The organism is Limnothrix sp. FACHB-406 (genome assembly GCF_014698235.1).
In the GTDB taxonomy this organism is placed as follows: domain Bacteria; phylum Cyanobacteriota; class Cyanobacteriia; order CACIAM-69d; family CACIAM-69d; genus CACIAM-69d.
The window spans coordinates 238,578-262,841 of record NZ_JACJSP010000001.1 but is presented as its reverse complement, the minus strand read 5'-3'; the positions used below and the strand labels follow the sequence as shown (position 1 = coordinate 262,841).

At 53.5% G+C, this 24,264-nt stretch carries 19 protein-coding genes; 8 read left to right on the top strand and 11 right to left on the bottom strand.

The features are described 5' to 3' along the window. Positions 1 to 5: 5 nt before the first annotated feature. The 3 genes from H6G53_RS01035 to H6G53_RS01025 form a co-directional block, all read right to left on the bottom strand. On the bottom strand, positions 6 to 1,373 hold the full coding sequence (locus H6G53_RS01035; protein ID WP_190530648.1) for a Fic family protein: 1,368 nt from the start codon (positions 1,371 to 1,373) through the stop codon (positions 6 to 8). A gap of 243 nt (positions 1,374 to 1,616) precedes the next feature. Next, complete coding sequence (gene rfbB / locus H6G53_RS01030; RefSeq protein WP_190530647.1) at positions 1,617 to 2,732, bottom strand: dTDP-glucose 4,6-dehydratase; 1,116 nt, start codon at positions 2,730 to 2,732, stop codon at positions 1,617 to 1,619. Between the two features lie 109 nt (positions 2,733 to 2,841). Then, positions 2,842 to 3,876: a bifunctional heptose 7-phosphate kinase/heptose 1-phosphate adenyltransferase gene (locus H6G53_RS01025; protein WP_190530646.1), complete on the bottom strand. Its 1,035-nt coding sequence runs from the start codon at positions 3,874 to 3,876 to the stop codon at positions 2,842 to 2,844. Positions 3,877 to 4,365: 489 nt separating this feature from the next. Between H6G53_RS01025 and H6G53_RS01020 the strand changes: the two genes are divergently transcribed. Then, on the top strand, positions 4,366 to 4,866 hold the full coding sequence (locus H6G53_RS01020) for a hypothetical protein (RefSeq protein WP_099531998.1): 501 nt from the start codon (positions 4,366 to 4,368) through the stop codon (positions 4,864 to 4,866). A gap of 213 nt (positions 4,867 to 5,079) precedes the next feature. On the opposite strand, the gene H6G53_RS01015 is transcribed toward H6G53_RS01020, so the two are convergent. Then, positions 5,080 to 5,640: a cupin domain-containing protein gene (locus H6G53_RS01015; protein ID WP_190530645.1), complete on the bottom strand. Its 561-nt coding sequence runs from the start codon at positions 5,638 to 5,640 to the stop codon at positions 5,080 to 5,082. 126 nt (positions 5,641 to 5,766) lie between these two features. Here H6G53_RS01015 and H6G53_RS01010 point away from each other — a divergent pair, with 126 nt between their 5' ends. Next, on the top strand, positions 5,767 to 6,132 hold the full coding sequence (locus tag H6G53_RS01010) for a helix-turn-helix domain-containing protein (RefSeq protein WP_190356300.1): 366 nt from the start codon (positions 5,767 to 5,769) through the stop codon (positions 6,130 to 6,132). Positions 6,133 to 6,182: 50 nt separating this feature from the next. Here H6G53_RS01010 and H6G53_RS01005 read toward each other — a convergent pair whose 3' ends face one another. Continuing rightward, positions 6,183 to 9,968, bottom strand: a complete 3,786-nt coding sequence (locus H6G53_RS01005; RefSeq protein WP_190530644.1) for a hydantoinase B/oxoprolinase family protein — start codon at positions 9,966 to 9,968, stop codon at positions 6,183 to 6,185. A gap of 65 nt (positions 9,969 to 10,033) precedes the next feature. Continuing rightward, positions 10,034 to 10,273: a DUF2283 domain-containing protein gene (locus H6G53_RS01000; protein ID WP_190530643.1), complete on the bottom strand. Its 240-nt coding sequence runs from the start codon at positions 10,271 to 10,273 to the stop codon at positions 10,034 to 10,036. A gap of 758 nt (positions 10,274 to 11,031) precedes the next feature. On the opposite strand from H6G53_RS01000, the gene H6G53_RS00995 reads away from it, so the two are divergent. Next, a complete protein-coding gene (locus H6G53_RS00995; protein ID WP_190530642.1) occupies positions 11,032 to 12,021 on the top strand; it encodes a hypothetical protein in 990 nt (329 codons plus the stop codon). Between the two features lie 175 nt (positions 12,022 to 12,196). On the opposite strand, the gene H6G53_RS00990 is transcribed toward H6G53_RS00995, so the two are convergent. Next, on the bottom strand, positions 12,197 to 12,547 hold the full coding sequence (locus H6G53_RS00990; protein ID WP_347343099.1) for a helix-turn-helix transcriptional regulator: 351 nt from the start codon (positions 12,545 to 12,547) through the stop codon (positions 12,197 to 12,199). Positions 12,548 to 12,633: 86 nt separating this feature from the next. Here H6G53_RS00990 and H6G53_RS00985 point away from each other — a divergent pair, with 86 nt between their 5' ends. The 4 genes from H6G53_RS00985 (at position 12,634) to H6G53_RS00970 (ending at position 16,429) form a co-directional block, all read left to right on the top strand. After that, a complete protein-coding gene (locus H6G53_RS00985; protein ID WP_190530641.1) occupies positions 12,634 to 12,900 on the top strand; it encodes a hypothetical protein in 267 nt (88 codons plus the stop codon). Between the two features lie 141 nt (positions 12,901 to 13,041). Then, positions 13,042 to 13,665, top strand: coding sequence for a metallophosphoesterase (locus tag H6G53_RS00980; protein WP_199309078.1), 624 nt, complete (start codon positions 13,042 to 13,044; stop codon positions 13,663 to 13,665). 143 nt (positions 13,666 to 13,808) lie between these two features. Beyond that, positions 13,809 to 14,378 (top strand): Uma2 family endonuclease, encoded by a 570-nt coding sequence (locus H6G53_RS00975; RefSeq protein ID WP_190530640.1) that lies wholly within the window; start codon positions 13,809 to 13,811, stop codon positions 14,376 to 14,378. Between the two features lie 167 nt (positions 14,379 to 14,545). Beyond that, positions 14,546 to 16,429, top strand: coding sequence for an aspartate kinase (locus tag H6G53_RS00970; protein WP_190530639.1), 1,884 nt, complete (start codon positions 14,546 to 14,548; stop codon positions 16,427 to 16,429). Here H6G53_RS00970 and H6G53_RS00965 read toward each other — a convergent pair. Next, on the bottom strand, positions 16,360 to 17,787 hold the full coding sequence (locus H6G53_RS00965) for a TIGR04283 family arsenosugar biosynthesis glycosyltransferase (protein WP_190530638.1): 1,428 nt from the start codon (positions 17,785 to 17,787) through the stop codon (positions 16,360 to 16,362). The genes H6G53_RS00970 and H6G53_RS00965 overlap by 70 nt on opposite strands. Before the next feature lie 128 nt (positions 17,788 to 17,915). Between H6G53_RS00965 and H6G53_RS00960 the strand changes: the two genes are divergently transcribed. Next, positions 17,916 to 18,476: a Uma2 family endonuclease gene (locus H6G53_RS00960; RefSeq protein WP_190530637.1), complete on the top strand. Its 561-nt coding sequence runs from the start codon at positions 17,916 to 17,918 to the stop codon at positions 18,474 to 18,476. Between the two features lie 60 nt (positions 18,477 to 18,536). On the opposite strand, the gene argJ is transcribed toward H6G53_RS00960, so the two are convergent. From argJ to H6G53_RS00945, 3 genes are all read right to left on the bottom strand, one after another. Beyond that, positions 18,537 to 19,778, bottom strand: a complete 1,242-nt coding sequence (argJ, locus tag H6G53_RS00955; RefSeq protein ID WP_190530636.1) for a bifunctional ornithine acetyltransferase/N-acetylglutamate synthase — start codon at positions 19,776 to 19,778, stop codon at positions 18,537 to 18,539. Positions 19,779 to 20,128: 350 nt separating this feature from the next. After that, the gene (locus H6G53_RS00950; RefSeq protein WP_190530635.1) at positions 20,129 to 21,400 is read right to left on the bottom strand and encodes a sensor histidine kinase; all 1,272 of its coding nucleotides are present in this window, start codon (positions 21,398 to 21,400) and stop codon (positions 20,129 to 20,131) included. A 132-nt stretch (positions 21,401 to 21,532) separates the two neighbouring features. After that, on the bottom strand, positions 21,533 to 23,893 hold the full coding sequence (locus H6G53_RS00945; protein WP_242030757.1) for a hybrid sensor histidine kinase/response regulator: 2,361 nt from the start codon (positions 23,891 to 23,893) through the stop codon (positions 21,533 to 21,535). Positions 23,894 to 24,264: the final 371 nt, after the last annotated feature.

Genomic DNA, 24,264 nt, shown 5'->3' with positions numbered 1-24,264 from the left:
GATCGCTAGGGCAACTCGGTCAATTGTAAGCGGGTCGGTAGATTGGCGGGCGCGATGTAAACGGTGAATTTTTCCACCTTCGATCGCGCCTCAATCAACAAATCCTGAGCCACCAATCGATTCAGATAGCTACGGGCCGTATTTTCGCTAATACCAAATTCCGTAGCCGTTTGTTTGGCGGTAAATTCCCGACCGGGTTGCTTGAAAGCTGCTTTTAAAATTTCTAAATGACCACGCTTCAGGGTCTTGGCGATCGGGCTGCGATCGATCCAGCCCATAAATTCATAAAATTCTCGTTGCTTGCGTTCCAAATAGTCATGCAAAGCTTGGATTGCTTTGATGATTGTTTCCGTTTGGTTATAAAGAAAATAGGTCAAATCAAAGTCATCGGTTTCCGTATAGATAAACGCTTTATCGTAGTCACCGCGCTTGGACTGAATAAATTTGCTAATGGAAATATATTCAAAAACGTCATAGCCTGACCTCAGCACACTCCAATAAAACAGTGCGCGGGCAGTGCGACCATTCCCATCGCCGAAGGGGTGAATATAAGCCAACAGAAAGTGCAGAATAATCGCTTTAGCCACCGGATGAATAAAGCTCTTGGCATTATTGATGCCATAGTCGCCGTTGGCAAACGTACAAAGCGCTTCTAGGCGATCGGGAATAGTTTCCCAGTCGGGCGGCTGGAAAATCGTCTCTTGATAAGCGTCAGCAATAAAAATCTGATTGTCTGTTCTGAATTCTCCAGGAACTGCCTGATTTTCAATCGCCTGATCCGTGGCAATTTGGTGCAGTTCACGGATGAAATGAATCGATAATGGTTCGGACTTTTGCTCAACCACCTTTTTCATTAATTGGTAGTTGTTAAAAATCATCCGTTGCGATTTATCTTTGGGAGCTAATCCTTTTTCAAGCATATCTTTGGCCACAGACCGAGTCGTTGAAGCGCCTTCCAACTGTGATGAAGTAATCGCTTCTTCTTGGATCAGGCTCTTGACCAAGTAGCTATGTTTTTCGTCAGTGCGGAAACTCGCGGCCGTGTCGCCCACTTTGTCACCCAAGCCGGTCATTCGATCAATGTGGTGCAAGTTGGCCAGCAGGGAATTGGGCATACAAGACCGAAAGGGGCGATCGCCCTCCGCCACCAAGATTGGAATGTCTTGGCAAATCATTCCCCTAGCCCATTTGGTTGCTAGCCAAGCGGCTTGTGCATCGTCACCGGGCTGAACCCGCCATTGAAAGTCATTCCAATGCAGATAGCGGCCTTGTTCATCAATCACGCCATAGCGCGGCAGCAGTGGCGACCATTGCTCAAAGGAAATTGCTGCGCTGAGTTGCTCAAAGGTTCGTGGTGTCCTGATTCTGCCCATTGCTGGATTTGTTAACCGCAAAAAATAATTTTTGAGTTTTAAGCATAATCACAGGGTAGTAGGGCCTGTCGTCAAATTGCCTGAAACCCCGATGATTTCGTTCTCCCAACCGATCAGTCGCAGGGGTGGGGTCTCCTCACCCAGCCCCCGTGATCCTGGCTTGTTCCCAGGGATGGACAGGGTTGTGGCGATCGCTCAGATTAGGGTTGGGGTTAACGAGGCGATCGCCCCCTGTACTTACGATTAGCCCACCGCTTCCGGGCGGCGATCGTACATTTTTTGGTAATAGGTTTGGTAATCGGCCGAGAGCAGCGGCTCCCACCAACTGCGGTTCGTCAAATACCAAGTGACCGTGCGCCGCAATCCCTCTTCGACGGTGACGGAGGGTTCCCAGCCCAGCTCGGTGCGGATTTTTTCGGCATTGATCGCGTAGCGGCGATCGTGGCCGGGGCGATCGGTCACGAAGGTAATCAGGCTGCTGCTGGGCTGCTGGGGCAGGTGCCAGCCATACTGCGGGGCCAGCTCATCCATCAGCTCGCACAGCAACTTCACCAAGTCCAGGTTGCGCACCTCGTTGTTGCCGCCAATGTTGTAGGCTTCGCCCGGTTGGCCCTTGTGGATTGCCGCATCAATCCCGCCGCAGTGATCTTCCACGTAGAGCCAGTCGCGGATATTTTGCCCATCGCCATAGACCGGCAGCGGCTTGCCCAGCAGGATGTTGATGCACATCAAGGGGATCAGCTTTTCCGGGAAATGGTAGGGGCCGTAGTTATTCGAGCAGTTGGTGATGATCGTTGGCATCCCGTAGGTGTGGAAGTAGGCGCGGGCCAGGTGGTCGCTGCCGGCCTTGGAGGCGGAATAGGGGCTGTTGGGCGCGTAGGGCGTGGTTTCGCTGAAGGCGGGATCGTCTTCGCCCAGGGAGCCGTAGACCTCATCGGTTGACACATGCAGGAACCGCCAATCGGCCGGTTTGCCCGCCGCCAGCCAATGTTGGCGGAAGGCTTCCAGCAGGGTGAACGTACCAACCACGTTGGTTTGCACAAATGCACCGGGGCCGAGGATCGAGCGATCGACGTGGGATTCGGCGGCGAAGTGGGCGATCGTGTCGATTTGCTCTTCGCTCAGGAGCCGATCGATCAGAACACGATCGGTGATGTCGCCTTGGACAAACCGCAGGCGATCGGCCGCTTCGAGATCGGCCAAGGTTGCCCGGTTGCCCGCATAGGTCAGGGCATCGAGCACCACCACCCGATCGCCCGGATAGCGATCGCACCAATGGCGGACAAAGTTGGAACCAATGAAGCCCGCACCACCCGTGATGATGATGCGGCGAGGGGAACGGGCGATCGAGTCAGTCATAGATTCGTGCAAACTGTGCGAGCAATGAATTCAGATTCTTCAGTCAGGCGATTCCTTCAACCCAGGTCGATCGCCGATCCTTGCCCTAAGGGCGCACGGCCGTGCGCCCCTACTGGCTGTCGCGATCGAGCATAGCTTTCAAGGCTCGTTTCATCTCATCCCGGCTGGTGGTAGCTGTCCCGATGTGGCGCACCACCAGGCTGGCGGCCAAGTTGCCCAGCACCGCCGCTTCCCAGGGCGTGGCCCCCAACACATAGCCCAAGGTCAAGGCCGCCACCACCGTGTCGCCCGCGCCGGTCACGTCAAACACCTCCGCCCGGTTGAAGGCGGGAATGTGGGACACGTCGCCCGATCGCCCAAACAAGCTCATTCCCGACTCACCACAGGTGATCAACACGTATTCCGCCTCGGTTTTGGCCAGCAGCGTTGCCCCCGCCTTCAGCAAACTCTCTTGATCGGTGATGCCAAAGCCCGCTTCCCGCTCCGCTTCCGGCAGGTTGGGCGTGAACCAAGTGGCTCCCCGGTAGCGGGTGAGTTCCTTTTGGGCATCCACGATTACCGGCTGGCCGGTCAGGGCCGCTTGGATCACGCCGCTGGAAAACACCCCATCGCCATAGTCGGAGCAAACCACTGCTTGGGCCTTGGGGGCGCGATCGGCCACAAACTCAGCCAGGCGCTCGCAGTCGGCCGCCGTGGGGGGATCGTCAGATTTGCGATCGAACCGGACGATCTGTTGGGTCACGGACTGGCGCGAGTGGGCCGAAATCCGGGTTTTCGTCACCGTGGGCCGCGCCGCTTCCACCAGCGCCCCGGTGGTGTCAATGCCCGCCGCCTCAAAGATTTGACGCATGGCCAGCCCCTGCACATCGTCCCCCAAAAAGCCAGCAACCTGGACGTTTGCCCCGAGCTTAGCTAGGTTATAGACCGCATTGGCCCCGCCGCCGGGCACTTGGCGCGTTCGTTCGTGGCGGATGATCGGCACTGGCGCTTCTCGGGAAATTCGTTCCACATATCCCGTCAGAAACTCATCCAAGGTCAGATCGCCCACCACCAACACCTGCGCTTCCCCGAAGCGATCGATCAGGGTCAAGAGTCGATCGGTCGATCGGCGCAACAACGGCATGAAGTCTGGATCAAAAGTCATAGGGGGCAAGGTTACGATCGCAAGCATAGAATAGGCTATCAGCACATCAGGATCACTGCTGAAACCACATTCCATTCATTCAAAGACTCTACGAGCGGTTGAGCCTGTCCGTATAGGTAATAAAAATAAAAAAGACCGATTCCTTTAACGGCTAGCCATGGTTCTTGAGTGATGAGTTGCTGGTTTTCGTGAACAACCAATTCGTATTCCGCCGGCGATTGCGCAACCTAAGACGGAACTCTGATTAGATCCAAATTCTTCAAAATTCATCAACCTCAGGAAACAATTTCTTGCGATCAAGACTTGACTGAATCGAAATATCAATCATCATTCAATTTCTTGTGGTGATTGATTGTGGATAATCAGAATCGTGCTTGTCAACTGTGTTAATTTCCGAAAATTTTGATAAGCTTTGGGTTTCGTGGCTAGCGCAATTGGCTGATTTTTTAGATCATTCAAAATGACTTCCATTTGAGGAGTGTTTTACCCATGTCTTTCACCCTGATGCATCGCCTTGGTCAATCCCTATCTGCTGGGCGATTAGTGGCCGCTTCTGCGGTGCTGTCCTTAGCTTTGGTGGGTTGTGGCGAAAGCAAAGTTGCCCAATGCAATAAGCTGATTGCCGTTGTGAACAAAGGGCAGCAGATCAGCTCCAGCATTAAGGGGATGGATGCCCCGGCGATGAAGAAACTGTCCACGGATCTGAGTGGCTTATCGACAGAAATTGGGGCTGTGGAAGTGGCCGATGAGACCCTGAAGGGTTTTCAGGGACGGTTTGTCAAAATCTATTCGGACTTGAGCACCGCTTCCAGCAAAGTGGGCGGCGCATTGGAGGAAATGGAAAAGACGAAAAAGCCGAGTCCTGAAAGCTTGAAGCGGCTGAAGCAATTGCAGGAAGATGTGACCGGGGCCAGCAAGATGGGAGAAACGGCGGCGAAGGACGAAAGCGCCTTGGTCAAGGAAGTGAATACCTACTGTGCCGGTAAGTAGTGTATTGGTTAGTGTGCAAGTCGATTGAGTTTGAGATGAAAAACTTGTTGGATGGTGGAGCAACGTTAGGGGATTGCGCTTGATTGCTTTTCTCTGTTGATGGATCGATCGTCCAACAAGATTCCTGTTCTGTGATTGTGCTTGCGATCGCCCGATCGCTGGAAATGGATTGCCTTTGTTAACACTCGGTAAACGCTGGGTAGCTGAATTTTTCTAAGCTCCACGGTCACCTTGTGCAGAATCTAGCCCTTGTTGAGACGTTGGAACTTTATCAGGGCTAAGCACCTGTTTGCCCATCCAACTCACCCGCTTGGGAACCATGATTCCATCCTCCGTGGTGCTCCCCGAGGAATAGGACTGAGCACGCACCTGTACCACAATCCAAACTAGGCGATCGACGGGCGATCGATTGCGCAAACAGCGTTCACCATCGGGACTAACCCGCACAAAGCTGCCTTCTTGGACTGGAAAAACCCAGTTATTGACTTGAAATTCTCCTTCCCCTGCCAAAAAGAGATAAACCTCTTCATTTTGCTGATGTTTGTGATAGAAAAGCAGCGACTCTTTGGGCGAAAGGCTATTAACAGAAATTTCTGCCCCGGTTAACCCTAGTAAATCCTTCAAGAACAGTTTTCCAGGCGTTGGCAGCGATCGATCGCCCAGGTTGAGGGTAAAGGTGAACTGTTCGAGGTTGGCAAGCGGCCCCGCGTGGGTCACGGCAAAGTCTGGGCCGGTCTGGGCTGTGGGTTGGGTGTTGGATGGGGCGTGGTACATGGCAATTAACTTTTAAATTGCAAGTTGCAAGTCAAAATCAAACTAACAGGGTTACTTGTAAAATGCAAGGGAGACTTGAAAAAGTTGTAAATTCCTGAACGGGAATGAATTTTGGAGCCTTGTGCTATGGCGGTTGACCACCGATCTCACTGCCCGATCGCCTGTACGCTGGATCTGCTGGGCGATCGGTGGACGCTGCTGGTCATTCGGGACATGCTGTTTTTTGGTAAGCAGCGCTTTGAGGAGTTTTTGGAATCGCCCGAGGGAATTTCTACCAATATTTTGGCCAGCCGCCTGAAGTCTCTGGAAGCCCTGGGGCTGATTACCAAACAGCCCTACAGCAATCACACTCGCCGCATGAATTACCAACTTACGGAGGCGGGCGAAAGTTTGCGTCCTGTGCTGCGCTCGATCGCTCGCTGGGGCCTGAAACAATTTCCTGAAGCTCGCCTACCGGATGCTTTGGATTCAAGTTCCGCTAATTCAGATTGAGCCTGCGGCTAATTCGCATCAGTTATAGGTGCTCTATAGTTTGCATCTGATTACTTCCCCAATCGGCCATAGCCGCCGCCGCCGGGGGTTTCGATCGCGATCGCCTCACCGGCTTGTACTTGCACCTGATCGGTAGCGCCGAGAGGGTCGATCGCCCCGTTCAGCCGTTCCACCCAGGCGCGGCCCGGTTGACCCTGTGCGCCGCCGGCCAGGCCCGCCGGTTGGGTCGATCGCCGCCCCGAAACGATCGCCGCCGTCATCGGTTCCAAAAAGCGCAGTTTGCGGATCACGCCGTGGCCGCCGCGCTGTTGGCCCGCGCCGCCGCTATTGGGGCGAATTTGGAAGGACTCCAGCCGCACCGGATAGCGCCACTCCAACACCTCGGGATCTGTGAGCCGGGAGTTGGTCATGTGCGTTTGCACCGCGTCGGCTCCGGGGAAGGTTGCGCCCGCCCCCGCGCCGCCGCAGATCGTTTCGTAATATTGGTGGCGATCGCTCCCAAAGGTGAAGTTGTTCATCGTGCCCTGGGCGTTGGCCATCACCCCGAGGGCTTGGTAGAGCGCATCGACTACGGCTTGGGAGGTTTCCACGTTGCCGGCCACGACGGCGGCGGGCAATCGGGGATCGAGCAGGCTGGCGGGTGGCACGGTCAGATCGATCGGGCGCAAACACCCGGCATTCAGGGGAATTTCGTCGGCCACGAGGGTGCGGAACACGTAGAGGACGGCGGCTTTGGTGATTGCGATCGGGGCGTTGAAGTTGTTCGGCTGCTGGGGCGATGTGCCGCTGAAGTCGATCGCCGCCCGCCGCCGTGCCCGATCGATCCGCACTTGCACCGTAATTTGCGCCCCGCAATCGAGGGCGATCGTCGCTTGCCCGTCCCGCAATTGGGCGATCGCCCGTTCCACCGAGGCGGCGGCGTTGTCCTGCACAAACCCGGCGTAGGCTTGGATCGTGGCGGCTCCGTAGGTATCCGCTAGGCGCTGCAATTCCTGGCAACCGCGCTCGTTGGCGGCAATTTGCGCCTGCAAGTCCGCCAGGTTTTGCACCGGGTTGCGGGCGGGGTAGGGATTATCAGCCAGTTGCGCCAGCACGTCAGCCTCTAGGAATTCCCCGGCGTGGACGATCGGCAGGAAGTCAAACAGGATGCCCTCTTCGGCGATCGAGTGGCTGTGGGGTGGCATCGATCCTGGGGTCAGGCCGCCCAAGTCCGCGTGGTGGCCGCGGGAGGCGACGAAGAAATCCGGGCGATCACTCAGGACTCCGGCGGGCGATCGCAACCAGACCGGCGTAATCACCGTGATATCGGGCAGGTGCGTGCCGCCGTTGTAGGGGTTGTTGCTGGCAAACACATCGCCGGGCCGCAGCTCCCGCGCCGCCATCAGGGCCGTGACCGTTTCGCCCATGGAACCGAGGTGGACGGGAATGTGAGGGGCGTTGGCGATCAGTTGCCCGGCGCGATCGAACAGGGCGCAGGAAAAGTCCAGCCGCTCCTTGATATTCACGGAATAGCTGGTGTTTTGCAGGGTTGCGCCCATCTGCTCGGCGATCGCGCTGAACCGATTGTTGAAGATCTCCAACCGCACCGGATCGGGTTGCGGCGTTGGCTCGTCGTCGGAGACAAGGGGCTGAAGCCCCTTGCTGTCGAGATTTGGGGCGTTAATGAACTGTGTCCCCTTGTCTTCAGAGTTGAGCCGACTTGCGGATGGATCGATTAGATCATCGGAACGGTTGGCAGCAAGGGGCTTAAGCCCCTTGTCCGGGTCAGTTGGGGCGAGGGTTTCGAGGACTAGGCCGCCCCGATCGCCCAAGGTGGCCGCCCAGCCCGGTTCAATCACATTTGTGCCCGTCGGTTCCACAATCACCGCTGGCCCGACGATCCGATCGCCCGGTTGCAAGTCCGATCGCCCAAAGACCGGCGCATCCCACCAGCGATCGGCCGTATAGATCCGAATCGTCGTGATCGGTTCCGGCGGAGTCGATCGACTGGCCACCAGCAGCGGTTCCGGCGGCAGATCTTTATGGCGCACCAACTCCAGGGCGATCGCCTCAATCACCACCGGCTTATCGGGCAGGGCGAACCCGTAGCGCTGGCGGTGGATTGCCTCGAAGCGATCGCGCAACCAGCCCGCCGGGTCGGGTTCCGTCGCCGCCGGCCAGCTCACCACCAAGGGCGAATCCGTGCCGCCGTAGCGCAGCCGGGCCGTGCGGATCGCTTCCTGGAATCCCGGCAATTGCGGCTCCAGTGACCTTTGTAAGTCGCCAAAGCTCGGTTCCAACGCGGTGATCGCCCCCGGTTCCAAGACCTGCTCGATCGCCCGTTCACCAATTTGCCGCACATCCGCCAGCCCAATCCCGTAGGCCGACAGCACCCCGGCGTAGGGATGGATAAAAATCCGCGTCATCCCCAACGCTTCCGCCAATAGGCAAGCGTGCTGGCCGCCCGCCCCGCCGAAGCAACAGAGGGTGTAGTGCGCCAAATCGTAGCCGCGCTGGACGGAAATTTGCTTAATCGCCGCTGCCATTTTCTCGATCGCGATCGCCAGGAACCCGGCCGCCACCGCTTCCGGGCTGCGACCATCGCCGGTGGCCTGGGCGATCGTCGCCGTGAGGGCCGCGAACCGTTCCGCCACGATCGCCTTGTCCAAGGGGCGATCGCCCTCGGGGCCAAACACCGCCGGGAAAAAGTCCGGGTGCAACTTGCCAAGCTGCACATTGCAATCGGTAACGGTCAGAGGGCCGCCGCGCCCGTAGGCCGCCGGGCCGGGATTCGCCCCCGCCGAGTCGGGCCCCACCCGGTAGCGCTGACCATCGAAGTGCAAAATCGAGCCGCCGCCCGCCGCCACCGTATGGATCGCCATCATCGGGGCCCGCAGCCGCACCCCCGCCACCTCCGTCTCGAACTGCCGCTCATACTCGCCCGCATAGTGGGCCACATCGGTGGACGTGCCGCCCATGTCAAAGGTGACGATTTGCTCAAAGCCCGCCGCCACGCAGGTTTGCACCGCCCCGACAATGCCGCCCGCCGGCCCCGACAGCACCGCATCCTTGCCCCGGAACCGATCGGCATCGGTCAGCCCGCCGTTGGACTGCATAAAAAACAGCTTGCCCGCCAAGGCCTCACTGTCCGGCCCCGCCAGGGTCGATCGCACCTGGTTCACATAACGCCGCAGCACGGGCGACAGGTAGGCATCGACCACGGTGGTTTCGGCGCGGCTAACCAGCTTAATCAGCGGACTCACATGATGGGACACGGAAATTTGCTCAAACCCCGCTGCCTCCGCCAGAGCCGCCGCGATGTGCTCATGCTGGGGGTAACGGTAGCCATGGATCAGGGCGATCGCGCAACTGGTGCAACCCTCGGCCCGCGCCGCTTTCAGTTGCGCCAATAAGTCCGCCTGGGCGGCCGCGTCGAAGGGGCGCACCACCTCGCCTTGGGCGCTCAACCGTTCCCGCACCTCGATCGCCCGTTCATAGAGCGGCGCGGGCTTGCGAATCTCCAGCGCAAAAATATCCGGTCGGTTTTGGTAGCCAATCTTCAGGGCATCGCCAAACCCTTCGGTGATCACCAGCACGGTGCGATCGCCTTTGCGTTCCAGCAGGGCGTTGGTGGCGACAGTGGTTCCCATCTCGATCGCCCCAATCTGCGCCAAGTCGATCGGCTCATCGGCGGCTAATCCCATCAGGTCGCGAATCCCCTGGACGGGCGCATCGGCATAGCGATCAGGGTTTTCCGACAGCAGCTTATACACCACCAGCCGCCCATCGGGCCGCCGCGCCACAATGTCGGTAAACGTGCCCCCGCGATCAACCCAAAACCACCAACGCCGATCCATGCTCTGCCCCACCCGAAGCGCCTAATCTCGATTCATCATAGGAGCGGATCGGTTAGTCCGTTGCGCTATGGGGCGATCGCAAGGCGCAAATCGGCCCAAAGGGGAAGTTGCAGGGGGCGATCGGTTTGGAGGCGTTGGGAAAAGAAGAAGATTTCGATCGCTTCAATGTCGTTGGTGTCAGGGTTGAACCGTGCGAGCAAACCATCACCCAGTTCTTCGGTTTCTTGTTCGGGATAGGGCGGACAAATGACAATGAGGAGGCTGTCACCCGTGCGATCGTAACTAAGGCTCAGGTTTGAATCCATTCAACAGTTCCTCACGCTGCGATCGATCCAAAATCACCAACGCCGATCCACGCCCTACCCCACCCGAAGCGCCTATCGTATAAATCCAGTTCGCTGAGGGCAGTAGTACCGGACACTACATACACAGAGTCTGGCAGAAACCTTATAGTCTCGAACTCTCGCCCAAATACTCAGACAACATACAGCCTTTACCTTGCTTACTAAGCAACGTGACCCGCAGGGTGAGCACTTCGCAGCCAAATAACTGCTTCATTGCATCTGCAGTATGGCGTACCCATCATTTTAGGGAATGGCTATATAGTACAAGAACACGATGTCTTTGATTTTGATAAGTTTTGTATCAATCTGATTGTCATACAGAGCCAAGAGAATTTAAAGTCTAAGTCATGAGTAGCTTGATAAAGAATCAACTTCTCACTAATCCTCATGGACTAAAAAACAGACATGGCAAAGAAGTATGAGTTTGGATGCTGCGATGCTGGGAAATCTGCGGATTCCTACAATGGACTCAAAAATTATGTCCCTGCAATCACCAAGCAAGTGAACAAGCTTCAGAAGGAGCAGAAATCAATCAATGCGATTGTCTGATCGCTAATAACCACACGATTTTTGCCTCTCAACGGAAGCATCTTGAGGCAAGTATCTTGCCTCAAGATGTTCGTTAAATCTAAAATTGCAAACAACAAAAGCCTTAATTAGGGTCCTTTGGCGTTAGACGAATATTTTGAATTTCATTGATGTGTTTTTGGACAGTCAACATGAGAATTCAACTACCTGACACGACTATAGTCATTGATTTACAGTCCAAAAACACTCTTGATAGAGTTCGTTGCATTAAGTCTGTTTTAACAATGATTTTATCATATTGGATTGAGAAAAGTGAATCACCCAAAACGTATTACAAGCGAGTGTATGATCGCAATTTAGAGCTTGCAAGACTTAGAAACCTTAGGGTATTTGCGAATCCTAGGCTCATTAATTTTTTGCTACTGACACGACAAGATGGCAGGAGGTTAAATGAGATAAATGATAGTCTTTACGGCGCATTAGAACATGCCATGGACTACGAAGCAAGAAATCCCTATCTGTGCCCAAGGATGTTGTCAATTGGCCATGCTTTTAGTCATTTCGACTCAATCCTAGATGAAACTGAAGGTTTGGGCAACCCTAACAAGGCTCATTCCCTATTAGACATTCTAATTCTCTATGCAAATAAGCCTTTTGACGAAGTCGAAATTGGCATTTTTAAGGCACTCACTAAAAGCAGAATCAGGATTTTTCTGGAAAAAGATTACAAGGTTGAAGTGTTTGAAAAACAAGTAGGGAATCAACTCAAAAGACTTCGGGAAATGTTCTTAAGTAGCATAGTAATAGACCTTATTTCTGAGATCTCTGAGTTGAAAAATGATCAAAGTTTTAATTTCCATATTGTCAAATTCAAAAATGAGCTTAAATCAAGAGTTAAGCACTATTCTACTAAAGCCAACCTTCCAGACTATAATTTCCTTGATTTTATGAATGCGTTCGTTGGCTCGATAAGATCTGATAGTGGCTATGAAGACTCAGATCTTCACAAAATGAGAATGCTACTATCTTCAATGACACAAGACCTAGGTAATCACTGTTCTTGGATTAAGGAAATCATCGCGCTGACAGATAAAGATCCTTTTAATACTCAATATCTTGAGTCTAGCGTTTTACCAAAGTTTGATGAATTTCTAACCGAAATATTAGCTGAATATTATTAGCGGTGCGTATGGTATAGATGAGATTTTGGAAGAAGCAAGCATTGCTCTACGCACCCTACGAAATATCGATCGCACCCTTGTCGCTGCGATATGTCAACAGTGCATCACTGAATGATCTGACCGTGATATCGATTAGAGTTGGCAAATCCAGCGGGGAGCTGGCAAGGCCGATCGGCTATTCCAAAAGCTCGCCTAAGTAGCACTGCACAAAGTCGCGGGCAGCTTCGGGGTTCAATCCTTTCAAAGCTGTGACGATCTCCACAACGGTCTCAGCCGTAGGGTCGCGCTGCTCGTGAAACCACTTAAAAACCACTGACCGATCAACTTGCAACAGCACCGCCAGCCGGTTCTGGCTGATTTTGTGCTGGTCTAATACGGATTTGAGGGCTTTTCCTGCTCTTCCCATGCCCCCAATCCTGTCAAAGAATCTTAATCCGGTAAATGTTGACCTTTGAGCTGACAGCACATAACATCCAAGTGTTGACTCAAAAGACAACATCAGGCACAAAACCTCTAGGCTGGTCATGACTGCAAGCCTGAGCCGAGGGTGGTGTCTTGTTTGTCTTGCTCTGAATCATTCACAGCAGCCAATCCATTTGAGAAGGTATGGCCATGACAATGCAGAGTTTTGTAGAAACGCCGATCGCCTCGGAATCCTTGACTGAGGGGCGATCTCAGCTCGATTCCTTGCTGGCGCGATCGGATGGGCGCGAAACGGTGAAGGTGATGGTGATCGGGTCGCCACGTGCCGTCGAAAACACGATCCGCGTGCTGTATTTGCGCGGCTTTGCGGAGCTGTATGAGTGGTCGCCCATGCAGCCGACGCAAAATCCCGGTGAGGTGATGAGCTTGATGCGGCGGCTATTGTCGTTGAGTTAAGTTCGTGTGTAGGGTGCTTGGGAGAACGCTTGCGGGGAAACGATCGCGCTGGCATTTTCTCCCACGCACCGTCGATCAATCTGTAATTCAGTTTGGGTATCTTGAAGCTAGTAAGCTGTTGGCGCAGTAGGTGATTTGCAAATGGTGAGAACTGCAATCATTTCCGATATTCATGGTCACTGGGATGGCTTAAAAATCGTTTGCGATCACATCAACACCATGCAGGTCGATCGCATCATTTGCCTAGGAGATGTGGTCGAAGGTGGTGATTACAACGACCAAGTTGTCACCTTCCTCAAAACCAACAACATTCTCACTATTCGAGGCAACCATGATGACTACAACAACTGCGATTTACAGCCTGACAACTTTCAGTGGTTGCAAAAACTGCCTACTACCTTTGTGGAAGAATCCATCGTTTTTACACACATTTCACCACGCAAAACACCAAAACGAGTCTCGACTAGTATCGAAGCCTGGAATATTTTTGACGAAACCGAGTATCGCTTCATTTTTATTGGCCACAATCATTTTCCTGCTCTGTTTAGCGCAGATTGCGATGAATATGCTAACAGCACTAGCCATTTTGTTGATGTTGGCTGTTATTCGCTTGATCCTCGTAATCGGTATGTGATTTGTTTTGGAGCTGTGGGCTATCCTCGCGGCGGTGGCTGGTTTCTGCGATATGGCATTTTTGACGACGAAGCCCAGACAGTGGAGTTTATAAAAATTCCTGGTCTTTTATTACCCTATGGCTATCCATAATCTCAAATTACTTGATTCTAAAAATTCGAGAGTTTAAGACGACACTCACTCTCAAATATGCAGCTCATTCAACCGCATTGCTACACTGAAGTTAGGATCGATGTCGCACTGAAAGCAATTGATCAGGAGAAATTAACAAGTCCATGATTGCTCAACAGGATTTATATTTCCTTAGCCCCGATGACTATTTACAACAGGAGGCAAAATCCACCCAAAAGCATGACTATATTGATGGAGAAATTGTAGCGATGGCGGGTGCGAGTAGTGCCCATTGCACGATCGTGGCAACCTTAACGGCGCTGCTCCTGAAATCTGTTCGCCAGCAAGGTTGTCAGCTATTTACCGGTGATATGAAAGTGCGAGTCGATCGCCACAATTGCTTTTACTATCCTGATTTACTCGTCACCCGTGATCCGCGCGACCAAAACACAGATTATTACAAATGCTTTCCTAAATTAATTCTTGAAGTGCTTTCCGATAGCACGGAGCTGCGTGATCGCGGTGAGAAATTCTTTAACTATTCTGCTTTAGAAAGCCTGAGAGAATATGTGCTAATTAGTCAGGACAAGATGCGAGTGGAGTGCTTTCGCCGCGATGACAATAATCGATGGGTTTTGGAGTGGTATGGCCCGGGCGATCGCGTGTTTTTCCACAGCATCGATTGGCAAGGAATGATCAGCGATTTGTACGAAGACGTATCATTGCCCAGTTGAAAGGCCCATTTTGAGCTGATCCCGACCTCGATCGAGATGGTCAAAAAACCAAAAAGAATCGGAAACCTGGGCAAACCGTAGCCGCGATCGCAGACGGGGCAGCGGCGGCCGGCGACGGTTTCCGGTAAAGTTTTTTGCACCTTTAGCGGTTGTGGGGGCAAAGACCAATGGCAACGATCGTTCAGAAATATGGCGGTACATCGGTTGGCTCGATCGAGCGGATTCAGTCCGTGGCGGCTCGGGTGATCGACACGGTGAAAGCGGGAAACTCCGTGGTGGTGGTGGTTTCGGCCATGGGCAAAACCACCGATGGGCTGGTGGCCTTAGCGCGGGAAATTAGCGATCAGCCCAGCCGCCGGGAAATGGATATGCTGCTTTCGACCGGGGAGCAGGTGTCGATCGCCCTGTTGAGCATGGCGCTGCAGGCGGCGGGGCAACCGGCGATTTCCCTGACCGGTGCGCAAATTGGGATCGTCACGGAAGCGTCCCACACGCGGGCGCGGATTTTGAGCATTGATCCCGATCGGCTGCGTCGCCACCTCGATGAGGGCAAAGTGGTGGTGGCGGCGGGCTTCCAAGGGATCTCGAATGCCGATGATTTGGAAATTACTACCCTGGGGCGCGGCGGCTCGGACACGTCGGCGGTGGCCTTGGCGGCGGCCTTGCGGGCCGATGCCTGCGAAATTTACACGGATGTGCCAGGGGTGCTGACCACTGATCCCCGCCTCGTGCCGGAAGCGCAAATCATGGCGGAAATTTCCTGCGATGAAATGCTGGAGCTGGCCAGCTTGGGGGCAAAGGTGCTGCATCCTCGGGCGGTGGAAATCGCCCGCAATTATGGTGTGCCGCTGATTGTGAAGTCGAGCTGGACGAATGATCCCGGGACGCGGGTGGTGTCGCAGCCGGTGGGCGATCGCCCCTTGGAAAACCTGGAAATTGCCCGGCCGGTGGATGCGATTCGCTACAACACGAACCAGGCGCAAATCGGTTTGCTGCGCGTGCCCGATCGCCCCGGGATCGCCGCCAAGCTGTTCGGGGAGCTGGCCAAGCAAGCGGTGGATGTGGACTTGATTATTCAGTCGATCCACGAGGGCAACACCAACGACATCGCCTTCACGGTGACGGAGCAGGAAGCCGATCGGGCCGAGGCCATGGCCGGGGCGATCGCGCCGACCCTGCGGACGGAGCCAACCCGCCCGATGGAAACGGAGGGAGCCGAAGCGGAGTTGGTGGTCGATCGCCATGTGGCCGAAGTCAGTATCTACGGCGCGGGCATGATTGGCCGACCCGGCGTGGCGGCCCAAATGTTCAAGACTCTGGCGGACGCGGGGATCAATATTGAAACCATTTCCACCTCGGAAGTGCAGGTGGGTTGCATCATTGCTCCTGGCGACGACGCGGCCGATCGGGATTTGGAGGCGCTCTGTCAGCGGGCGGTGACAGCCCTGCGCCATACCTTTGAGCTAGACACGGATCAGTTCTTGCCGGAGGTACTACCGATCGAGCAGCCCGCTAGCCCCGAGGAGCCGCCCGTGCGCGGTGTGGCGCTTGATCGCAACCAAAGCCAAATCGCCGTCCGCAACGTGCCCGATCGCCCCGGCATGGCTGCCAAGATCTTCGAGCTGCTGGCGGACAAGAGCATCAGCGTCGATACGATCGTCCAGTCCCAGCGGCGGATCGTCGTCAACGGCTCCCCCACCCGCCACATCGCCTTCACCACCGCCGCCACCGATGCGGAAGCCGCCCGCGCCGTGCTGCTGGCCGCCGGCCAGGAATTCGGCTGGGGCGAAGTGGTGGTGAATGCCCAAGTGGCCAAGGTCAGCGCCGTGGGGACAGGGATGATCAACCGACCCGGCGTGGCGGCCCAAATGTTCAACGCCTTGGCGGCCAAGGGGATCAACCTGCTGATGATCACCACCTCGGCGATCAAGATCAGTTGCGTGGTGGAACAGGATCAAGGCGTGGAAGCCCTGAAGGCGGTTCACGAAGCCTTTGATCTTTCGGGTGAATACCAAGCCAGCAACGTCCACGGACTGACCCCGGCAAAATAGGCAAGCAAAATCGTCCAGTTGCGGAGCGTGCAGCGCCAAACGCCCTCACGCTCCCACCGCCGGGCCGAGGTGAGCACCCGATCAGGCAAAATCCGAATCCGCCACCCCCGCCGCCGAATTGATCGCATCAGGGCCACGTCTTCCATGATCGGAATTTCCGGGTAGCCGCCCAGCGCCACAAAGGCCGATCGCCGGATAAAAATCGCCTGATCCCCATAGGGCAACCGAGTGAGGCGCGATCGCGCCGAAGCGATCCGGGCGATCGTTCGCAAGATCCATCGGGGCGAGGCGATCGATAAGTCAAACGCTCCTCCTACCAAATCCTCGGGTGAGGGCGCACGGCGGTGCGCCCCTACGTTGGGCGTTTGTTTTAGGGTTGTTGTGATTTGGGTAAAGGCCGTTGCGGGTAATTGCGTATCGGCGTGCAGAAATAGCAGGATTTCCCCTCGGGCGATCGCCGCGCCTGCGTTCATTTGTAGCCCCCGACCCCGCGCCGCCGTGATGCCCCGCACTGGGCGATCGCTGGGCAAATACTGCAAGGTTGACCCCGCCCGATCGCCATCGACCACAATCACTTCGTAGGAAATCTGTCCGGCAATTGCTGCTAAGTGATCGAGTGTTTTTTGAATCTGTTTCCCTTCGTTCAGAACGGGCATAATCACCGAAAGGGCGATCGGCTGTCGAATTTTTGCCAACGTTGCTATTGACCGTTTCAGATCTGGATTCTGTTGATTCAATTGCCAGAATCGATCTAAATCAGGTGCGTGATCAATGTCGTACCAATGGGGCAGAATTGCGACTAGTTGGTTAGCTGATTGGAACCGGGCGATCGTCTCCGCAAAAACCGTTTCGGTACTCCAAACCATGTTTTGAAAAATGGTGGGTAACAGGCGATCGCGCCGAAACCCCACCAAGCAATAACCCCCATCTTCCGTGGGGCAAATCACCGCGCCGGTTTCGATCAATGCTTCAGCCGCCTGGGTCAATATTTCATCAGGTAAATCGGGGCTGTCGCTACCGACCAGCAAGATCCGATCGCTTCCCTGCCCAAAACAAGTCGTGAACGCCCGCGCCATTCGATCGCCCAAGTCCCCGTCACCCTGGGCCACCAGTTGCTGATCGTTGCAGCCAAACCAATCCCGCACGGTCGATCGCCCCGAATCAGGTGCATAGAACACGCGGAGATCGGCTTGCTGGCGATCGGCAAATGTGGTGAGGCGATCGAACCAGTCCCGCCCCATCGATCGATAAAATTCCGTCGCAAAATCCGCCCTGATCGTCTTGGCAAGACGCGATTTCACTTGTCCTGCTACGGGGGCTTTGACGAAGAGGGCGATCGTTAATTTTGTATACGTCAAATGTCCATCAACCTCCTGTCTTTTAGGTGCAGTACCAGCCTTTAAGCCTGGCAGGTCAATGCTCCGGGCGATCGCTGGCTCCTATCCATTTGCTATCCTAAAATTCAGAGCGCCAGGACAGTCGCAAGATGATCGCCGTTCCCAGTGGTTTTAGTGCTGTTGATTATTTAGTGCTGGAACAAGACAGTAGCCAACGCCATGAGTACCGTTATGGCTCGGTCTATGCTATGGCTGGCGGCAGCGGCAACCATAGTGCCATCTGCATTAATTTGCTGAGTGCGATTCATAGACATTTGCGCCAAACCGATTGCCGATTCTATGGCAGCGATGTGAAAGTCAGCTATGCCGATCGCTTCTTCTACTATCCCGATGCATTTGTGACTTGTGACCCGCGCGATCGCACCGATCGCTATGTCAAACGCCATCCCAAACTGATTGCGGAAGTGCTATCGCCCTCTACGGAATTATTCGATCGCACCACCAAGTTTGAGGATTATCAAGCGATCGAAACCCTCGAAGAATATGTCTTAATTGACCAAGAAAAAGTCGCTGTGGAATGTCAGCGGCGAGTGGCGGGCGATCGCTGGGAAAGCCAGATTTATCAGGCGGGCGATCGGGTGGAATTAATCAGTATTGGTTTGACCATCGCGATCGAGGATCTCTACGCTGGACTCGATGAAATGCCCTAACAATTACCACCCCAGACAAGGGGCTTCAGCCCCTTGCCTAACAGGATTCAACCATCAGAATTAGGTGGTGTATTCGGCGTTGATCTTTACGTAGTCGTAGCTGAGATCGCAGCCCCAAGCCTTGGCGGAGCCGGGCCCGTCGCCAATGCTGACCCCGATCGCCACCGTGTCGGTTTTCAAATACTCACCCTCAGCGGCGGCCTTCAGGTAGTTGTGGGCGGCCATCCGATCGAACGCTAGCGGTTGCCCGTTTTCCATCAGCACAATCTCACCGAGCTGAATCCGCAGGTTGTTTTGGTCGAACTTCACCCCGGCGCGACCGGCGGCCCCGGCAATTCGGCCCCAGTTGGGATCGCGACCAAAAATGGCGGACTTGGTGAGGGCGGAACCGGCGATCGTCTTGGCCACGGCGCGGGCGGCGGCTTCGTCGGGCGCACCGCTGACGGCCACTTCAATCAAACAGGTCGCCCCTTCCCCATCGCGGGCGATCGCCTTGGCCAGGTGGGTACAAACCGCCGTCAGCATGGCTTCCAGCTTTTCGGCTTCCGGGCCCCACTGGGTGATCGCCGGGGTGCGCGATTGACCGTTGGCCAGGGCAAACAGGGAATCGTTGGTGCTGGTGTCGCCATCAACGGTGATTTGGTTGAAGCTGCGATCGCCCGCCCGCGACAGCATTTCCTGCCAGAGCTGGGGCGACACGGCCGCATCGCAGGTGACAAAGGCCAGCATCGTCGCCATGTTCGGGTGGATCATCCCCGATCCCTTCGACATGCCGCCAATTCGCACGGGACGATCGCCAATCATGGTTTCCAGGGCGATCGACTTCGTAACCAAATCCGTCGTCAAAATCGACTTTTCGGCGCTGGCTCCCCCCTCGTCGGACAGGGCCGCCACCACTTGCGGAATCCCGGCCCGCATCGGCTCCATTTTGATCCGCTGACCGATCACCCCCGTGGAAGCCAGCAACACGGTGTTGGGATCAATATCCAGTTCTTTGGCTAGCAATTGGGCGCATTCTTCCGCGTCGGCCGCACCGGCTGCTCCCGTAGCGGCGTTGGCTTGCCCCGCGTTCACCAAAATCGCGCGGGCACTGGGCTTGGCTTGCAGGCGATCGCGGCAGTAGTCCACGCAGGCGGCGCGTACTTGGCTGGTGGTAAAAATCCCGGCGGCGATCGCCTCCACTTCAGAATAAATCAGGGCCAAATCCGGCGCGCCTGAGGGTTTCAGCCCCGCCGTAATGCCCGCCGCTTTATAACCCTTAGGAGCCGTTACGCCGCCGGAAATCACTTGCCAATTTGCCATGATTCGATCGCCCTTTCACGATTGCTAAGTTGCCCAGAATCCGGGCAATTGGGTGATTATAGCAAGGTCGTTTCGGGCGATCGCGCTGCTTCTGTCACGGGATCACGATGCAAGTCTGGATGAAATTTGCCAGCAAGAGCTAATGAATAGCGCAAATATTAATCAGTTCTTGACTAACTCTTGACTAACGCTTGACCAACGCTTGGGGCTAACAAGGTTGTGCGATCGCGCGCAGGATAAATTATTGTTTGATCGCAATTCATAGATTGTAATTCATACAATTTCGATTCCAGAATTGCTTAATCGAAATAGCCGATGGTTTCAGCAAATTGCGACAATTCCGAATCAATTTATTTTGGATTAATCGGTAAACGAATCAGAAATTGAGTGCCTCGCCCTAGTTCTGACTGCACCTCCAAAGTGCCACTATGCTTTTCAGACACAATCTGATGGGCGATCGCTAGGCCGAGTCCTGTCCCCTTGCCAACGGGCTTGGTTGTAAACAGCGGCTCAAATAGCCGTTGCTTGACTAACTCATTCATGCCGATTCCATTGTCAGCAATGCAAACCGCAATTTGCTGATCGTTGGTGGCCTGAGTTGTAATTTGAATTTGCAGCCCAGAATCGGGGGGTTTGCCTTTCAGTGCGCTCTCCTCTAGGGCATCGATCGCATTGGCGAGCAAATTCATGAATACCTGATTGATTTGTCCTGGATAGCAAGGCAGTAGAGGCAATTCACCATAGGACTTGAGAATCGAAATCTCCGGACGATGATCACTGCTTTTCAATCGATGTTGCAGAATCATCAGGGTGCTGTCTAGACCTTCATGCAAGTTCGCTGGAATTTTAGTTTCGGCATCAGAACGCGAAAAAGTGCGCAACGATGTGGAAATTCCGCGAATTCGATCGGCTCCCAGCGTCAGGGAATTGATAATCTTGAGGCTATCTTCAAAAATAAAATCCGGTTCCAAATCTTCCAAAACGGCGGCTAATTCTGGTGAAGGCTGTGGATGCTCTTGCTGATAGAGCCGCAGGATTTCCGCCATGTTGTTAATGTGCTCTCGCAGCGGATCCACGTTGCTGGCAATGAAGTTGATAGGATTATTGATTTCGTGTGCAATGCCCGCAATCATTTCTCCCAAACTTGATAGCTTTTCCTGCTGAACAAGCTGCACTTGCATTTTTTGCAAAGCGGCTGTGCGGTCATGAACTTGATGTTCCAAAGACTCCGTTAGTTTTTTGAGCTTGAGGTGAACCTGTAGTCGAGCTAAAACTTCTGTTTGATCAAATGGCTTGGGAATATAGTCCACTGCTCCTAGGGCAAAGCCTTTGGCTTTATTTTCTGTGTCTGAAAAAGCAGTTGTAAAAATAACTGGAATCGACCTTGTGAGTGGATTAGCCTTGAGGCGGCGGCAGGTTTCAAAGCCGTCAATACCTGGCATTTGGACATCTAGCAAAATGAGATCTGGAAGATTGCGATCGACCTGCGCCAATGCACTTTCACCATCGATCGCCACGCGAAAACGCAACCCGGCACTATTCAGCGCTTCTGATAAAACCGCCAAATTAGTTGGATTATCATCCACAACTAAAATAAATTCATTCGACGCAGATGCTGACATAGGTCATCAGGAGTTGATTTAATCATCCGGTGATTGGGAGAGACTATGCAAGCATTTCCCAAAATTTTCTAGATCTTCTTGAAGTGTTGAGGATCATTAAACCGAGAGAAGCAAGCTCAATAACCATTTTTGCTATTGAGCTAAGTAGCGCTCAAGCAATGCTTGTAGTTGTTTAAGTTGAAAGCGAGTTGCCAATTGAGTGACTTGCTCAGAAAAAGGTGCCATGCTCGGGTTGGACTCTGCCAGTTCAGCAACCATGGATAAGATTTCTTGAGTATCACCGTCCATCAGGAGATCGTGCAACCGTTGCACAATTTCTGAAGCGGGAGGAATCACATCTTGGGTCTGAAGAGGTTCAGTTTTTGAGGCAGGATCAGGGACGGTGGCTTGCTCATAAATCCAAGTTAAGTTAAGTTGCTCTTGCAAAATTTGAAGTAGTACTTCAGCTTGGACTGGCTTGGGCAAAAACAAGTTAGCGCCCGCATCGATCGCCTCTTGCTGATTGCTTTCAAAGACACTGGCTGACGACGCGATCGCCACAACATTGCGCAAAGTTTCAGAGGCGCGAATTTGTCTGAGTAGTTGATAGCCATCCATGACATGCATCATCAAGTCCGTAATGATTAGGTCAGGAGCATGATTCAGTGCAGTTTCCCAACCATCTTGACCATTTTGGGCTTCCACCATTTTGAATCCAAGTGGCTCTAGGAGGCTGACAATCACAGAGCGATTCTCCCAACGATCATCTACCACAATGATGGTGCGTTGCTTGCCTTCATAACCCACAATTGTTCCTTGGTCAATTGTTCGAGAGGCGGTTGCCCATTCTTTGGCCTCCGGTAGCTGCACATCAAACCAAAAGGTACTGCCTTGGCCCAGTGTGCTCTCTACTTCAATTTGGCTACCCATTAAGGACACAATTTTGTGGCTGATAGCGAGTCCTAAACCAGTGCCCTCTGACTGCTTTTTGCTATTACCCACTTGCTCAAATGGCAAAAAGATCTTTTCTAATTGTTTTGGTGTCATCCCCACACCCGTATCCTCAACCTGGAATCGCAGACGGTATAGGGACGGATCATCGAGTTTTTGGGCTTGAACGCGAAATGTCACTTGTCCTTTATCAGTAAACTTGATTGCATTGCCGAGAAGGTTAATCAAGACTTGGCGTAGTCGCTTCTCGTCGGCGCGAATCCCGATCGGTAGATCTGAATCAGCTCGATAGATAAAAGCAATACCTTTTTGTTCAGCGCGAATTCGACAAATTTCGCCAACGCCTTGCAGAAACGAGGGCAAATGAAATTCATTAATTGCCAGGTCAAATTTACGAGCTTCAATTTTAGAAAGATCCAAAATATCATTAATCAAGGTCAGTAGGTGGGTTCCGCACTGATGAATAATTTGGATGCCATCTTGTTCTTTTTTGCCCCAAGTTTTGGAGCGACTAAGAATTTGGGCATAGCCCAAAATGCCATTCAGGGGCGTGCGTAACTCATGGCTCATGTTTGATAAGAATTCGCTCTTGGCCTGATTGGCGGAATCTGCTGCGGCCTTGGATTGCTTGAGCTGTGCTTGCTCCGTGGATTGAACATAGACCAAAACGCCAATCAGCGTGCCCACGAGGAGCAAAACAACGATCGCAATGCCATCCAGTAGCTGAAGCTGAGATTCAATATTCTGGCGTGGAATCACCAGTGCCACAGACCATTGCGCTTCGGTGAGTGGTCGAAAACCCACATAGCTTTCAAGTCCGTCAATTTTGACCAATTGAATGTCCTGCTGCCGATTGACCATCTGTTGGGCAATGTGGGCCAACCCTGCGTCTTGGGCAACTACCAAGCTTGGCGCGGGCTTGTCTATGGTGGACATGAATGCTGAGTTGGGATGCACGATCGCCTCGCCCTTGGAATTGAGCACAAAGGCATAGCTGCGATCGCCATATTTCAACTGATTGGTGACTTGCTTGATCCGATCGATCGTGACCACCCCATGGATGACTCCAGCGGGTTTCTCTTTTGAGTTTTGATCTTTAAAAATAGGTGCAGCAATGGCCACGCCAGGTACACGAGTGATCCGAGCAATCATGGGATCATCGACATAAATTTGCCCAGTCATTGCCTTCTGAAACCACCGGCGATCGCGCACATCGGCCGGCTTGGTTTTGGCAACAGTGCTTTGGCGGATTCCTGCTGCTGTGGTGAAGCCAAAAAACGAAAAATCTCCAATTCGTTGATCTTCCGCTTTGAGATAGGGACTGGCGATCGCCCAGTCCATCGATCGCACTACTCCAACGTTGGATAACATTTCCACGCGTGTTTTCAACAATGCCAACCAACTATCAATATCCTGGGACTTGTTGGTCACACGGGATAGTGCATCCTGCTTTAAGTTTTCCAGTGTTGCTTGGCGCACAGTTTGATAGCTAATATATGCGCCCACGCCTACGAGCAGCGCCGTGCCTCCCACAATCAACCGCATCAGCAGGTTGCGAGACAACTTCAGGCTGAGGAAAGAACTAAGGCTTGGCAGCGTGGCTGCAAACTTTCGGTCGGTTGGTTGGGAGTGCAAAATCATAACGATCTGAAGTCGGTGGCAAGTGATTAGGTCATGCGCTCGGGCTGTGAAATTTGCTCTAAGTTATGAACAGCTAGAGTAACTTATTTGTTTCATTTCAAAGCAGATAGTAGCTCCCATTTCCCTTGTGTCATGAGGTTGATTGCTGACTGCCAACTCTATTGGAGATTTGTAAAAATTTTGTGAAAGAAATTGATTGAGTGTAAAAAAATACACAAGAAAATATTCAAGTGTAAAAAATCGCACAGGAAAATCCGAGATCTTTACCCTATCAAAATAAATCCGCGATCGAC

Bases quoted from the DNA above. Each gene is read 5' to 3' on its own strand.
- H6G53_RS01035 (WP_190530648.1), bottom strand. From the start codon at position 1,373: ATGGGCAGAATCAGGACACCACGAACCTTTGAGCAACTCAGCGCAGCA.
- rfbB (WP_190530647.1), bottom strand. From the start codon at position 2,732: ATGACTGACTCGATCGCCCGTTCCCCTCGCCGCATCATCATCACGGGT.
- H6G53_RS01025 (WP_190530646.1), bottom strand. From the start codon at position 3,876: ATGACTTTTGATCCAGACTTCATGCCGTTGTTGCGCCGATCGACCGAT.
- H6G53_RS01020 (WP_099531998.1), top strand. From the start codon at position 4,366: ATGTCTTTCACCCTGATGCATCGCCTTGGTCAATCCCTATCTGCTGGG.
- H6G53_RS01015 (WP_190530645.1), bottom strand. From the start codon at position 5,640: ATGTACCACGCCCCATCCAACACCCAACCCACAGCCCAGACCGGCCCA.
- H6G53_RS01010 (WP_190356300.1), top strand. From the start codon at position 5,767: ATGGCGGTTGACCACCGATCTCACTGCCCGATCGCCTGTACGCTGGAT.
- H6G53_RS01005 (WP_190530644.1), bottom strand. From the start codon at position 9,968: ATGGATCGGCGTTGGTGGTTTTGGGTTGATCGCGGGGGCACGTTTACC.
- H6G53_RS01000 (WP_190530643.1), bottom strand. From the start codon at position 10,273: ATGGATTCAAACCTGAGCCTTAGTTACGATCGCACGGGTGACAGCCTC.
- H6G53_RS00995 (WP_190530642.1), top strand. From the start codon at position 11,032: ATGAGAATTCAACTACCTGACACGACTATAGTCATTGATTTACAGTCC.
- H6G53_RS00990 (WP_347343099.1), bottom strand. From the start codon at position 12,547: ATGACCAGCCTAGAGGTTTTGTGCCTGATGTTGTCTTTTGAGTCAACA.
- H6G53_RS00985 (WP_190530641.1), top strand. From the start codon at position 12,634: ATGACAATGCAGAGTTTTGTAGAAACGCCGATCGCCTCGGAATCCTTG.
- H6G53_RS00980 (WP_199309078.1), top strand. From the start codon at position 13,042: ATGGTGAGAACTGCAATCATTTCCGATATTCATGGTCACTGGGATGGC.
- H6G53_RS00975 (WP_190530640.1), top strand. From the start codon at position 13,809: ATGATTGCTCAACAGGATTTATATTTCCTTAGCCCCGATGACTATTTA.
- H6G53_RS00970 (WP_190530639.1), top strand. From the start codon at position 14,546: ATGGCAACGATCGTTCAGAAATATGGCGGTACATCGGTTGGCTCGATC.
- H6G53_RS00960 (WP_190530637.1), top strand. From the start codon at position 17,916: ATGATCGCCGTTCCCAGTGGTTTTAGTGCTGTTGATTATTTAGTGCTG.
- argJ (WP_190530636.1), bottom strand. From the start codon at position 19,778: ATGGCAAATTGGCAAGTGATTTCCGGCGGCGTAACGGCTCCTAAGGGT.
- H6G53_RS00950 (WP_190530635.1), bottom strand. From the start codon at position 21,400: ATGTCAGCATCTGCGTCGAATGAATTTATTTTAGTTGTGGATGATAAT.